This window comes from Pirellulales bacterium, assembly GCA_019636335.1.
GTDB lineage: Bacteria > Planctomycetota > Planctomycetia > Pirellulales > JAEUIK01 > JAHBXR01.
In genome coordinates this window covers 16181-29495 of the sequence record JAHBXR010000014.1, presented here as the reverse complement: position 1 = coordinate 29495, position 13315 = coordinate 16181, and the positions used below count along the sequence as shown (strand labels likewise).

The following is a 13315-nucleotide window of genomic DNA, read 5'->3' as shown; positions in this document are numbered from 1 at the left end:
TGCCCGCGGAACGGTTCGTAGGGGTGAGTTAAACTGTGCGGGCTCCGCTCGCGCCGCAGCCGGGGCCTAGCAGCCCGGGGAAGAATGCCCTCGTGGCATTCTTCTCCCTCGCCAGGCTCGCACAGGCCGAGGAATACTTCCCCGACCTGCTAGGCAGGGCAGGGTCGGTCTGCGACCATGACGCCCGTCCGCGGCCGTCTTGCTCCGCGGACGGAAATCCTCGCCACCCCGCCAACTCGACGCCTTCCTCTGCCATGAAGATCACTCAAGTCGTTTGCCAGATTCTCCGCGTCGGCTCGACCGCCGCCAAGACCGCCAGCACGCAGGACGCCGTCCTCGTTCGCGTGCGCACCGACAACGGCCTCGAGGGGATCGGCGAGGCCGATTCTTCTCCCGAGGTGGTCAAGGCGATCATCGATGCCCCCTTCAGCCACAACATTGCCTGTGGGCTACGCGAGGTGGTGCTCGGCGAGAACCCGCTCGAGACCGAACGACTGTGGCAGAAGATGTATCGCCGGTCGATGTACTTCGGCCGGACGTCGGTCACGGTCTCGGCCATGGCCGCCGTCGACATGGCGTTGTGGGATTTGAAGGGCAAGCATTTCGGCGAACCGATCCATCGGCTGTTGGGGGGCAAGCAGCACGAGCGGTTTCCCGCCTACGCCTCGATACTCTTCGGCCGCGACGGCCGAGAGACCGCCGACATCGCCCGCCGCTGGGTCGAGACCGGTTACCGCGCCGTCAAGCTCGGCTGGGAACCGATGGGCACCAGCGAGAAGGTCGATCTCGACCTGGTCGAAGGGGCACGGCGTGGTTTGGGAGATGCGACGCTGTTGATCGATGCCGGGTGCGTGTGGGATGCGCGCACCGCGCTCCGCCGCGCGCAGGCCTTTGCCGAGTATCAAATCGAATGGCTGGAAGAACCCCTGCGCGAAGATGATATCGAAGGTTACGTCTGGCTACGCGATCGCTCGCCGGTGCCGATCGCCTCGGGCGAAGGAGAATGTGGCCGCGAGGCCTTCCGTCCGTTGATCGATCGCCGTGCGCTCGACGTCTATCAAGTCGATCTCTCGCGTTGCGGATTTACCGATGCCGCCTACATCAAGAACCGTGTCGAGGAGATCGGCGCCCGGCTGTGCAACCACTGCTACACCAGCCCGGTGACGGTCGCGGCCAGCCTGCATTGGCTCGCCACCTGCCGCGACGCCTTTCTGTTCGAGGACTGCGTCGAGGATCTTCCGCTACGGCACGAACTGACGCACGAAAAGCTGCAGGCCGATCACGGCTGGATCACCGTGCCCGACCGGCCGGGCTTGGGCGTCACGCTCGACGAGGACTTCGTCCGCCGTCACCTCGTGGCCGAATCGGGAATATCGTAGCGCCGGCGCACCCCACTTCCCGCTGCCAAGCAAGTGGCACAGGCTGTCAGCCTGTGTGTGGGGAAGCGAGCCCGGAAGCACAGGCCGGCGGCCTGTTCAACCTCTCCCTCGCCATCGCCGGGTGCCACTGGCTTTGCCAGTGCTTCTTGGTATCGGGTCTAATATTCCTCTCGCGGCCGGCGATTTAGTTTGATCTCTTACTTCGATGCTGCAAGAAATCACCGGCTCGTTCAGGCCAAGATTGACATGAGCTCCACTCAATCTGCACTGGCATAGCCAGTGCCACCCCGGGCCATCGCCTGCAAATGGCTTTCACAAAGAAATAGTTCACGCCTTGGCAGCGGCTCCTATAATGGCGGGACTATCCCGCCGAACGATCGCGACGAGAAATCCCCCCGTGCGTTGCGCTTTCATCATCCATCGAATCGCCTTTGCGGCAGCCATTGCCACCGTTGCGTGCTGGGCCTTGGCAACCACACAGGGCAGCGAGAACGATCCCGCGCCTGCCAACGACACGCCGGCATTCGATGGCGCCGTTGCAGCCTTGCTCCGCGAGCGCTGTGTCGAGTGCCACAACCACCGCAAGCGATCGGGGAAGCTGAACCTCGAAACGCCCCTTGGCCTCGCGCTCGGCGGAGAAAATGGCGACGCCGTCGTGGCGAGTGACGTCGACGCCAGCCTGCTCTGGCATCGCGTGGCCGACGACGAGATGCCTCCGGAGAAGCCACTCTCGGAGGATGAAAAGTCGCTGCTCCGAAGCTGGATCGCCGACGGCGCGGTAGGTTTGCCGGCTGAAGTGGATCGCCGCCCCGGGGCCGATCACTGGGCCTTTCACCCCCCCGTGCGACCAGTGGTCCCCACGGTAGCGGCCGCCGAGCGCGTCCGTACGCCGGTCGATGCTTTTGTCTTCCAAGCCCTGGAAGATCGCGGCCTGACGCTCGCGCCCGAGGCGGATCGCGCGACGCTGATCCGCCGAGTCTCGTTCACGCTCACGGGCCTGCCCCCCAGCGCGACGGAAATCGCGGCCTTTCTCGCCGATGCCGCTCCCGACGCGTACGAACGCATGGTCGAGCGCTATCTCGCGTCGCCGCGCTACGGCGAGCGCTGGGGCAAGCTCTGGCTCGATGCGGCGGGCTATGCCGACTCGAACGGCTATTTCAACGCGGACACCGACCGGCCGCTGGCCTACCGCTATCGCGATTATGTGATTCGCAGCTTCAACGACGACAAGCCCTTCGATCGTTTTCTGACGGAGCAGATCGCCGGCGACGAGCTCGTGGGCTACGCGCCCGGTGGCGACATCACGCCAGAGATGATCGAACCGCTCACGGCCACGCACTTTTTGCGAAACGCACCGGACGGCACCGACTCGAGCGATGGCAACGACGACGAGCGCCGCCTCGACCGCTTTACGGTCCTGGAGGGTACGGTGCAGATTCTCGGCTCGTCGCTCCTGGGGCTGACGTTGCAGTGCGCCCGCTGCCACGATCACAAGTTCGAGCCGGTGGCCACGGCAGAGTATTATTCGTTGCAGGCGATTCTTTGGCCGGCGTACTGCCCCGACGAATGGCTCATGCCCCGGCAGCGCAACGTGGCGATTGGCACCGTGGCCGAACGCGAGGCCCATGCCGCCGCGGTTGCCGCGGCGGATCGTCGCGTCGAGGAATTGAAAACGACGCTGGCTCAAGCGGCCGAACCCCTGCGCGCGCAGCTCGTGAATGAGCGTCTCGCCACGCTCGATTCGGATCTCGGCCAGCAATTGCGCGCCGCCCTCGACACGGCCGAAGGAGAGCGGTCGAAGGAGATGAAGAATCTCCTCAAGCAGCATGCCGACGCGATCGAGGTGACCGACGAAGCACTGGTCGAGCGTTTCGCCCAGCACAAGGCGCTGGCCGAGAAGACCGCGGCCGAGATCGCCGAAGCCGAGGCTGCCCGCCCCGCGCCGCTCGAAGAACTGTCGATCTTGACCGACGTGGCCCCCCACGCGGGACCGCATCATGTCCTCGAACGGGGCAACTACTGCGCCCTGGGAGACGAAGCATCGCCTGGCGTTCTGGCCGCCCTCTCGCTGGGGGGAACGTCGTACGAGGTTTTACGGCAGGAAGCAACGACCGCGAGCGGACCAGGCACCAAACGCCGAACCGCGCTGGCACGCTGGCTGACCTCGCCCGAGCAGCCCACCGTGGCCCGCATTACCGTCAATCGAATCTGGCAGGATCATTTCGGCACGGGCATGGTCGCCACGCCCGACAATCTCGGATATACCGGCGCCGAACCCGTGCATCCCGAGCTACTCGACTGGCTGGCCTGCGAATTCCGCGAGCACGGCTGGAGCATCAAGCACCTGCACCGTTTGATCGTGACGTCGTCGATGTTTCGCCAACAGGGTGCGCTGGCTGATGTCGCGGCGACCAGCGGCGAGCGGGAGGCGATGAATGAAGATCCTCTCCGTGCGACCGCCCCTTGGCTGTTCAGCTTTCCCTTGCGCCGTCTCGATGCGGAACAGGTGCGCGATGCCATGCTGGCCGTCTCGGGCGATCTCGACAGTACGATGTTCGGGCCCTACGTACCGACGGAGCGCGGCGGCGACGGACAAGTGGCCGTGGCCGAAGAGAAGCCGGGGGCCCATCGCCGTTCGCTCTACTTGCAGCAACGCCGTACCCAGGTACTGAGCCTGCTCGACGTGTTCGATGCTCCATCGCTGGTCACCAACTGCGTGCGCCGTTCCTCGTCGACCATTCCGCTACAGTCGCTCAGCCTATTGAACTCGGAATTCATCGTTGCGCGGGCCAAGGCCTTTGCCGCGCGCACGGCGCAGGACGCCGGCCCAACCGACGAGGCCCGCGTGCAGCATGCCTTTGTACTGGCGTTGGGGCGAGGACCGCACGACGAAGAACGCACGTCGGCCCTGGCGTTTCTGGCATCGCAGCCCCCACGGTATGACGATGTTGAAGACGCGCGCGCCAGGGCCTGGATCGACTTCTGCCAGATGCTGCTCGCCAGCAACGCGTTCTTGTACGTGGAATGAGTCCGGTAGCTGACGAAGCAAGCGGTTCGAGACCGCCGGGAGATCACGCATGACGACTCGCTCGATCGGCCAGGAACTGACGCGCCGCGCGTTTCTCGGGAACTACGCCGGTTCGCTCGGAGGGCTGGCGCTGGCCGATCTCTTGATGCGCGGTCCGTCGCTGGCGTCCGAGTCTCCAGCGGCGGCACGCCCCGAGCCGCGCGCCAAGAACGTGATCTGCCTGTTCCAGCATGGCGGGCCGAGCCAGATGGATCTCTTCGATCCCAAGCCGGAGCTGACGAAGCGCCACGGCGAGCCGTACCCGGGCGAACTCGAAGTTCACTTCCACGAGAAACGCGGCAACATTCTGGCCTCCCCCTTCCAGTTCGAGCCGCGCGGCAAGTCGGGAATCGAATTGTCGGAGATCCTGCCCCACACCGCGGGCATCGTCGATGACCTCACGCTCATTCGCTCGATGAGCACCTATTCGGTCGATCACGAAGCCGCGCTGCGGTTGATCCACGGCGGCAAGCTGCAGCCGGGGCGTCCTACCTTAGGTTCTTGGGTCGTCTATGCCCTGGGAGCCGAAAGCGACAATCTGCCTGCCTACGTCGTGCTCACCGATCCGGGTGGACTGCCGATCGACGGAGTGCGCAACTGGAGCTCCGGCTGGCTGCCAGCCGTCTATCAAGGGACGCCTTTCCGCGCGGGGGGCAGTCCGGTATTGAATCTCGAAACTCCCGCCGGCATCACGGCCGGCGCCCGCTTGGGGCAGTTGGAGTTTCTCAACCAGATGAATCGACTGCACCAGGTGCGGCATCTGGCCAACTCCGAACTCGAAGCCCGCATCTCCAATTTCGAGATGGCGGCCCGCATGCAGACCTCGGTGCCAGAGATTCTCGACCTCTCGACCGAGACGGAAGAGACGCAACGCATGTACGGGCTCGACGATCCCGCCACCGAAGAGTATGGCCGCCGCTGCCTGCTCGCGCGGCGCCTGATCGAGAAGGGGGTTCGTTTCGTCCAACTCTTTCTCAACGGCCAGCCGTGGGACACCCACAGCCGCAACTCAGAGTCGCTCAAGGGGCTATGCCAGCGAACCGATAAGCCGAGCGCGGCGTTGGTGACCGATCTCAAGCGCCGCGGCTTGCTCGACTCGACGATCGTTCTCTGGACCGGCGAGTTCGGGCGACTCCCCGTCTCGCAAGACAAGGATGGACGCGACCACAATCGGCACGCCTTCTCGCTGTGGCTGGCCGGCGGCGGTTTCAAGGCGGGCTACGCGCACGGCGCCACCGACGAGTTCGGCTACCAATCGGTCGAAGATGTCGTCACGATCCACGACCTGCACGCCACGCTCTTCGACGCGCTGGGGCTCGACCACCTGCGGCTCACCTATCCGCACGAAGGCCGCGACGACAGCCTGACCGACTTCGTGGTCAGCAAAGCCCGCATCGTCCGCGAACTATTGGCGTGATGTCACCACTCATCGCGTGCGCGTGATGACAATGTCATCCTCGGTGCCGAACGTGCGATCGGGACCGGCGCTGTGGACCTCGAACGTCTTATCGTCGGGTCGGGCGTAACGGATCACGTTGATCCACGAATCTTGTCGTCCCAACATCGCCGCGTCGCCGGCGGCCTGCGATGGGGCATCCCCATTGGTCGGGCGTGCGGCATCGAGTTGATCGGCCACACCGCGCATCAGGAGCCAGGTGTCTTGCGACGCACGATCGGCAATCGCTCTGTTGGCCCGAGCGCCAAAGCCGACTTCGCGCACTGCCGGCGGGATGACGCGCGGCAACGTGTAGACGATGAGCAGCACCGTCCCCACCAGTCCGAGCACAACGCCGGCCAGGGCCATCCCCCGGGGGCGCCGCGACATGCCGGCGATGCTCGCCGCCAGTCCGAGCGGGCTCAAGATGCCCAGCGTGAAGAGCCCGACGACAGAAATCGTGAGACCGACGATGCCCCACATGTTGCGCTCGTCGATCACGCGCGGTACGGTCGCCACAACGATTCCCCCCGCAAGAAAGATGCTCGCGCGCCCCTCGAAATTCGATCCTACTCGCCGCGCACCGCCAACGCCAATAGTTTTTCTGGGCGCGGAAGATCCTCGCAGGTCGGGTACGCGCGTACCTGACAATCGATCGAGTTGGCTACATCGAATCGCTATCAGATGCAGGGGCACCCGACCTACGGTTCAACGTTGCAACGGGCGCCGGTGGCGTAGCTTTCGCGCGCCTTGGTCACGATCAACAGCGCCCGATAGGCGTCTTCGAGGCTGGCCGTGTTCCGCACCAGGCTCGTGACCTGCCGATGAAACTGCACGAGCAGTTGTTCGCCGACGGGGCGCTCGCTTTCGAGGGACTCGAAGTGGCGTCCCGCCTTATCGAACCAGATCAGCGTCGAGGGGAGATCGATAAACGCGATGCCGTGCTCGCACGCCACCTGCAGGGCGGCCGGGGGACGAAAGCTGACCGCCTCGGTCCAGGCCGCCGGGACATAGCGACCGCAACTGATCTGGGCGGTGACATGAAAGCCGCGGCCCTCGCGGTCGGGAAAGTCGAGACTCATCATCTGATAGTCTTCGTCTTCGCCGCTGAGATGCGCCTTGTGCATCACTCCCGTCACCGATTCCGGCTCGTGACCGACGACATAGCGGCACCAGTCGACCAACTGCACGAGCACGCTGAGCGACGGCGGCTGGCTGTTCTTGCGGGTCGCGGCGTGCATCTCGGCCGGCTCGCGGCGGTGGCAGAACAACAGTCGCGGCGCGCCGAGTCGCGTGGCGATCAGCTCTTTCAATCGCAACGTCGCGGGAGACTGCCGGCAAGGAAACTCCGAGACGAAAGCAATGCCCGCCTTCTCGACACGCTGCTTCAATTGCCGCGCACCGTCGGGATCGAGATCCAACTCGCACGCGCAGTAGACCGCCTTGCCGGCGTCGGCCGCCGCCAGAATCGGCAGCAGGCCATACCACTGGCGGTCGAGAATCAACACGGCGTCGATATCCTCGCGCCGCGCCAACGCGCGGTAACCGTCGACCGCCGCGGCGCCGAATTCGGCCGCCGCGTGCTGAGCCCGCACGGCCACCTCTTCATAGACGGCACGGACCTCGAAGCGATCGCTCAGTGCCCGCAGGGCAGGGCGGTGTCGCGTCTCCCAAGCGCTGCCAAGTCCGACCAGGCCGACGCGAAGCTTCATTTATCGTGGGCGGGAGAAAAGTGGAGTTCGGACGCGGGGTCTGCGAGCGGCTGGCGCCCCTTGCCTGGGGCAGATCGCAGTTTCACTCCCTTGCGCTTCGCCGGAAGTATAACAGGCCTCTCCCCTGGGACTCAATCACAGGGCGTTAGAAAGCTTTGTTCCCAGCAATACTTGTGACGATCGAACGTGCGTGGGCGGTCAGTGGTCAGTGGGCCGATATGTTGCATGCACGTGCGACAGCAGAAAATCTTCTGCGATCATTAGAGTTTGTGCATTCGCTACAAGGGCTGCATTTTTCCCTTGCTATCAATGACTGCATGGGTAGACTGTGGGCTCCGTCTTTGGGAAATTGACGAGGACCTACGAACGGAGACGTAACCGCAGGACGGCCCGCCTGTCGGGGCCCTGCCTTCGAAATGCCCCCACTCCCACACCCGGGGGCTTCGCCGTACCTGCCGGCCCGCGCCTGGGCCAGTCTCTCAGCCCCCAGACTGATCGAAGTCATCACCACCCCCGTGGTTCGCGCTCCGCGCCGAGCGGTCCGCCGAACGTCAACGTGTCTACTGCCCTAAGGAGAGCCGAAGTGACCGCTTTGACCCTAGCCGTTGTGATGCAGGTATCGCTCGCCGCGCCTACGGACGCCCATGCGATGCGCGGTGCCCAAACCTATGCAGCGGCTTATCAGCAGTCGAAGGAGGAGGGACAACCGTTGCTAGTGCTCGTGGGCGCCGACTGGTGCCCCGCTTGTCAACAGATGAAGCAATCGGTCATGCCACGGGCCGCCCAGCAAGGCGTGCTCGATCGCGTGGCCTTCGCCCAGGTCAACACCGACCACGAGCCGACCATTGCTCGCCAAATCATGCGCGGCGGGTCGATTCCTCAATTGGTCCTGTACCGCAAGACGTCCGACGGCTGGCAATTGAGCCGCCGCTGGGTCGGCGCCCAGAGTGTCGAGACCATTCGCAGCGCCGTCGACGGCGCCCTCGCCGCTCAGGAAGAAGGCAAGTCCAACACGCAATTGACCCAGACCGCCAGCGGCAACTAAACGGTTGAGATTCGCATCAGCCGCTTCGTTGCCTGACACACCGGGCACTTGAACATACGCTTCTCGACAATTAAGCGGTTGAGATTCGCGTCAGCCGCTTCGTTCGGCTGGCGATGCTTGGCGTCTATGTTGAATTCAGAGCAGCCGATGGTTCACGCCATCGGCTGCTTTTTTGTGGCAGCGAGGCGCGGAGGCACCGATCCCGGTCGCGTTACGCAACATGCGCTGCCGCGCATGGATGGCCCTTGATGGCCCAGGCGGCATTCCTGCCTTCGAGCCACTCGGCAACCGTGGCACGACGACAGACCTCTCGGCCGGCGCTACGCCGGCTATGCCGAACGACGTCGAGACGAGGTGGCTCGTGAGAACGTTGCACGCTTGGGACGGCAGATCAGATAGATCTCCGAATTGCAGGCCAGGGGCAGTCTGGGCAGAGGACTGCCCACCATCTCGACGACGTCGAAGTGACGTTCCAGCACGTGGGCAAGCCTGCGGTGATCGAACCCCAGATGATGCGGATAATACGGCAACCCCGGTCCGATCTTGGTACGTAGCCGACGACGCGTGGGGCGACCGATCATGGCCCGCACGATCTCTCGCGGCTGGGCGTCGAACGCGCCCCAGCGGCGCGTCAGGCGAAACAGCCCTTTCGCGGCCGCCGCGAGATACAACTCGTTCGGTACCCCCAGCACGATCGTCGCCTCGGGGGTGGCCAATTCGGCAAACTTCCCGAGCACCTGGTGCATCGTTCGCCGTGGCAGGTGCTCGAGCACTTCCAGGCAGTAGATCGTATCGAACCGACGACGTGGCAAATCGGCGAGATCGCCGACCAATTCCACATTCGGCACGTCGGCCAGCCGTGCAACCGCCTGTGTGCGAAGCCGCGCTGCTGGCTCGTAACAAACGATCGTGGCAGCAGGCGCCCGCTCGGCCATCCATTGAGCAAAGCAGCCGTCCCCCCCGCCACAATCGAGGATCCGACTCGCCGCGCGATCGTCGAGGCCGGGCAACCATCGTAGCGCGTCGTGCAAGCGTCGCCGTTGCAGCAACCGCTTGATCGGATTCGGATCTTCGAGCGTAAGCCGCGCGTAGTTCAACGTGGCACTCAACTGGCAATCGCGCCAGCGTTTGCTGCTGGCATGCTCCCCTGCGGCGCGCGGCACAATGTAGCACTAGCGGCGTTTTGGCACAGTAGGGATTCTGGCTCCGCACGCCATTCGTGGCGAAATCGCTCGGGACCATGCCCCAGGTGCTAGCACGCGCTGCAACTTGAACGCGGATTGGCCTTTGTGCAATTCCGAGCCCGTTCTATCATGCTCCGCCCGACGGAGAACGCCTGGGGGGGAGTGCCCGCGATCCCGTCGCGGGCGGCAGTTCGCCCGGCTGGTGGCGCAGTGCGTACGCGGACGACACGGATGTCTTTGGCGACGAACTTGTTTACGATTCCGCCCACGGATGCCCCGTTCGGCCAGCTCCGCGCGCCGAGCGAACCACTGGAGCGGCGCCGCTGGGCGCTCATGATCGGTGGCCTTTTGCTGCTCTGGTTTATTCCCCGCGCGCTGCTGGCACTCAAGCTGAAGACGATCTCGCCCGACAGCGTCTTCTTCATGAACATGGCCGATTCGCTGGCGCTGGGCGACCGCACGGGCGTACTGGCCACCTACGACTTCAATCTGTTTCCCATCTCGTTGATGTGGCTGCACCAATGGTGTGCCGCGCCCGAGATCGCCGACCGTTGGTACTGTGTGCTATTGTCGACGGTGCTCGTGGTGCCCCTCTTCGCTGTCGTGCGGCGGCTGTTCGACACGAATATCGCCCTGCTGACCTCGATCTTCTGCGGCGTTCACCCCAAGCTGATCATTCAAAGCCCCGAGATCCTGCGCGAGCCGCTCTTTTGGTGCCTGTTTCTCACGGCGCTCTATCTCCTGATCCGGGCCTTTACCGAGTTGCGCGTGTGGCAGTTCCTGGGGGCTGGCCTGGTCATGACCTTCGCCCTGCACACGCGATTCGAAGGCTGGTTTCTGTTGATCCCCTTCGCCTGGTGGCTGCTCGCCGTGGGCTGGCGCGATCCCGCGGCGCGCACGCGGCTGGCCCGGGGCGCTGTGATCTTTCTGGCCGCGAACCCGTTGTTCCTGCTGTTCTTGAACGTGACCTGGCTACACGACCAGCCCCACTGGGAACTGGGAAACTTCCGGCGTCTGCACTACGTCGAGCGGTGGATGGAATCGCTCATCGGGATCGAGCACGAGACCGATGCCCCGCCCGCGCCCCCCGCCCCTGCCGCGAAGGTCTTGGTGCAATTGGGCGATGAAGCAAAGCCCAAGAGCACGCGTCGCGTGCTGCCGGTCGAAGCCGTAACGGGGCTGGTGGCTTCGCCCGTGCCGGCGCCGATCCCCCCCTGGCAGCCCGACGACACGCCGCAGCCCCTCACCACGCAGCAGACGATCTGGCCCTTTGTGCGCGCCATGGAGCGCGGCATCGGCCCGGTGTTCCTGCTGTTGATGGCCGTTGCCGGCTGGCATTGGCGCCGTCTGTCCCTCCGACCTGGCATCGGCGCGCTCAGCCTCATCGGCCTCACGAATATGGCCGCCGTGTGGATTCACCTCTGGTTCGGACGCGAATCGAGTAGCCGCTACGCGCTGCTCGTGCTGCTGTTGTGGTCCCCCTGGGCGGCGCTCGGTTTCAACCTGGTGGCCGGCTGGATCGACACGCAACTAACGCAGTTGCTCCGCCGACGCCTGCCGTGGCACGCGGGAGTCGTCGTGCTGATCGTGTTGGGCCTGGCCCACTGCGCCTACCCGCTCTCGAAGGGAGACACCCACCGCCGCGCCGTGGCCGATCTGGGACGCTGGATCGCAAACCACTACGGTGCGCAGCGTACGATCATCGGCCCCAGCGAGATGCACTCGTTGATGCCCTATTACACGCGCGGACGATACTCGTCTCCCTGGCCCGCGCTCAGCGCGCATGATTATGTGGCGTTCCTGGTACAGCAACGTGCCGAGTTCGTCATCCTGACGAAGCACCCCATCGACGACGCCTGGTACGCCTCGGTGAAACAGGCCGAGTCGAGTCTCGGCTACGACGACATCACCGACGAGCTCCCCCCCGAGGTGCGCGGGCGTTTCGTACTGCTGCGCTCGCACCATCTGAATGAAACGGTCCGCCAGGCCCAGGTGCCCAAGCACCCTTACTCCGCTCCGCGCAGCCAATGATCCTAGGGCGCCCAACGGAAGCCCGGAAAACGTGGTAGCATCATTCCTGAACGAGGCTCTTTAGCCGCGCGGACAGCAATAAGTTTATTTCGCCCCTGCAGGGCTTCTGAACAGGCTTGCTCGCCGTCTCGGGCCCCCAGGTCGATGGTTTTTTGAAGTCGCGCTTTTCGTGAAATCCCAACGCGAAGCGTGAGTTTTGAAGTGGCGCGATTCGATCCGGATCTGGCGACGCGCGAAAATCCACAGCCAGCGCGGTGGCCGAAAATCGACGGCGCAACAAGCCGCACACCCGTGTACAGTGGTAGGTTAGGTACCCTGTACCTGACACTTGTTCGACTCGGCCACATCGAACGTCTTCGCCCTCGCGTGGTGGTGCGCGAACCAACGCTTCCTACCAGGCCACCAATACCCGCTTGAGAAGCACGATCACCCAGCCTGGCCCTCGATACGCAAGTGCCCACCACCGCACCGCTTGCAACGAATCCGCTGTTTCTGGGGCGACCGAGTGGTGCGCATGGTGCGCACACCAACGCATTTCACTCGAAAATCGCAACTTCAAAAGCCGATGGCCTGGACTGCCCCAGTTTGCCTCTGTGGGGCTTCCGACCGTCGTTGCCCCCCGCCGCGTCGGATCGTTCAACTGCTAAAATTAAAATGCACGCCCGGAAACGACGGACAAGAAATCCGCGCAGGAGCATCGCGCGCATGCCGAAATTCACCTGTCACCTCTTCGTCTGCTGCAACCGCCGCGAACCGGGGCACAGCCGCGGCTGCTGCGATCCCGAAGGAAGCGAAGAGCTGCGGAACCGTTTCAAGAGCGAACTGAAGAAGCGTGGGCTCGGGCCCCTCGTGCGCGCAAACTCGGCCGGCTGTCTCGACCAGTGCGAACAGGGGCCCGTGCTGGTGATCTACCCGCAGGAGATCTGGTACGGCGGCGTGCAGCTCGAGGACGTGAGCCGCATCATTGAAGAAACCGTGATCGGCGGCCGCGTGATCGAGGAACTGCGCATTCCGGATGAGAAGTTGAATACGAAGGGGAAGTAAGCTTTGCAGAGATCGATCTCCAGAGCCCGAACAACCACCAAGCCTTAGCCTCTTCAGCCAGATGGGTGATCTTCTTGTCTATCTCGTCGCGCTAGCCGCGCCGTTGGCATTCACGTTTCTGGCGTGGCGGCTTAAGCGCGGCTACGACGCTCGCACCGGTCGGTGGAGGTGGCCTTGGCTGGTGGCTGGCAATCTGTGCGTGCTGCTGGCACTGCTCGGCGCGATGTTCGTTCTGGCCGAGAGCTACTATCGCTACTGGTACGACACGACCGATAATTTCGTCGTCGCGTGGACCTCGCGGCGTTGGGAGCAGCGTCATTTTCGCGTGAACGAGCGCGCCAATGAACTGGCCGCCGAGACGATCGGCAAGTTCCTCGACGAACACATCGACGGCCCCTGCCCCTTGGCGAAGTAGGAT

General features: G+C 64.1%; 10 protein-coding genes. 7 read left to right on the top strand and 3 right to left on the bottom strand.

The annotated features are described in order from the left end of the window. The first annotated feature begins 254 nt into the window (after positions 1–254). The 3 genes from KF708_14695 to KF708_14685 all read left to right on the top strand — a co-directional run bounded on the left by KF708_14695 (position 255) and on the right by KF708_14685 (position 5863). On the top strand, positions 255–1379 hold the full coding sequence (locus KF708_14695) for a mandelate racemase/muconate lactonizing enzyme family protein (protein MBX3413936.1): 1125 nt from the start codon (positions 255–257) through the stop codon (positions 1377–1379). 466 nt (positions 1380–1845) lie between these two features. Further along, the gene (locus KF708_14690; protein MBX3413935.1) at positions 1846–4407 is read left to right on the top strand and encodes a PSD1 domain-containing protein; all 2562 of its coding nucleotides are present in this window, start codon (positions 1846–1848) and stop codon (positions 4405–4407) included. A gap of 49 nt (positions 4408–4456) precedes the next feature. Next, positions 4457–5863 (top strand): DUF1501 domain-containing protein, encoded by a 1407-nt coding sequence (locus KF708_14685; GenBank protein ID MBX3413934.1) that lies wholly within the window; start codon positions 4457–4459, stop codon positions 5861–5863. 9 nt (positions 5864–5872) lie between these two features. Here KF708_14685 and KF708_14680 read toward each other — a convergent pair whose 3' ends face one another. Next, positions 5873–6400: a hypothetical protein gene (locus KF708_14680; GenBank protein MBX3413933.1), complete on the bottom strand. Its 528-nt coding sequence runs from the start codon at positions 6398–6400 to the stop codon at positions 5873–5875. 182 nt (positions 6401–6582) lie between these two features. Beyond that, positions 6583–7593, bottom strand: coding sequence for a Gfo/Idh/MocA family oxidoreductase (locus KF708_14675; protein MBX3413932.1), 1011 nt, complete (start codon positions 7591–7593; stop codon positions 6583–6585). Positions 7594–8176: 583 nt separating this feature from the next. Here KF708_14675 and KF708_14670 point away from each other — a divergent pair. Then, entirely contained in the window at positions 8177–8638 is a 462-nt protein-coding gene (locus KF708_14670; protein ID MBX3413931.1) for a thioredoxin family protein, read from the top strand. A 329-nt stretch (positions 8639–8967) separates the two neighbouring features. Here KF708_14670 and KF708_14665 read toward each other — a convergent pair whose 3' ends face one another. After that, positions 8968–9747, bottom strand: a complete 780-nt coding sequence (locus tag KF708_14665) for a methyltransferase domain-containing protein (GenBank protein MBX3413930.1) — start codon at positions 9745–9747, stop codon at positions 8968–8970. A 306-nt stretch (positions 9748–10053) separates the two neighbouring features. Between KF708_14665 and KF708_14660 the strand changes: the two genes are divergently transcribed. The 3 genes from KF708_14660 (at position 10054) to KF708_14650 (ending at position 13312) form a co-directional block, all read left to right on the top strand. Further along, the gene (locus KF708_14660) at positions 10054–11853 is read left to right on the top strand and encodes a glycosyltransferase family 39 protein (GenBank protein MBX3413929.1); all 1800 of its coding nucleotides are present in this window, start codon (positions 10054–10056) and stop codon (positions 11851–11853) included. 705 nt (positions 11854–12558) lie between these two features. Further along, complete coding sequence (locus tag KF708_14655; GenBank protein MBX3413928.1) at positions 12559–12897, top strand: (2Fe-2S) ferredoxin domain-containing protein; 339 nt, start codon at positions 12559–12561, stop codon at positions 12895–12897. Positions 12898–12958: 61 nt separating this feature from the next. Further along, a complete protein-coding gene (locus tag KF708_14650; GenBank protein MBX3413927.1) occupies positions 12959–13312 on the top strand; it encodes a hypothetical protein in 354 nt (117 codons plus the stop codon). The last annotated feature ends 3 nt before the right edge of the window (positions 13313–13315 follow it).

Excerpts from the sequence above, each read along its gene's own strand:
- KF708_14695 (MBX3413936.1), top strand. The coding sequence starts at position 255 with ATGAAGATCACTCAAGTCGTTTGCCAGATTCTCCGCGTCGGCTCGACC.
- KF708_14685 (MBX3413934.1), top strand. The coding sequence starts at position 4,457 with ATGACGACTCGCTCGATCGGCCAGGAACTGACGCGCCGCGCGTTTCTC.
- KF708_14675 (MBX3413932.1), bottom strand. The coding sequence starts at position 7,593 with ATGAAGCTTCGCGTCGGCCTGGTCGGACTTGGCAGCGCTTGGGAGACG.
- KF708_14660 (MBX3413929.1), top strand. The coding sequence starts at position 10,054 with ATGTCTTTGGCGACGAACTTGTTTACGATTCCGCCCACGGATGCCCCG.
- KF708_14655 (MBX3413928.1), top strand. The coding sequence starts at position 12,559 with ATGCCGAAATTCACCTGTCACCTCTTCGTCTGCTGCAACCGCCGCGAA.
- KF708_14650 (MBX3413927.1), top strand. The coding sequence starts at position 12,959 with ATGGGTGATCTTCTTGTCTATCTCGTCGCGCTAGCCGCGCCGTTGGCA.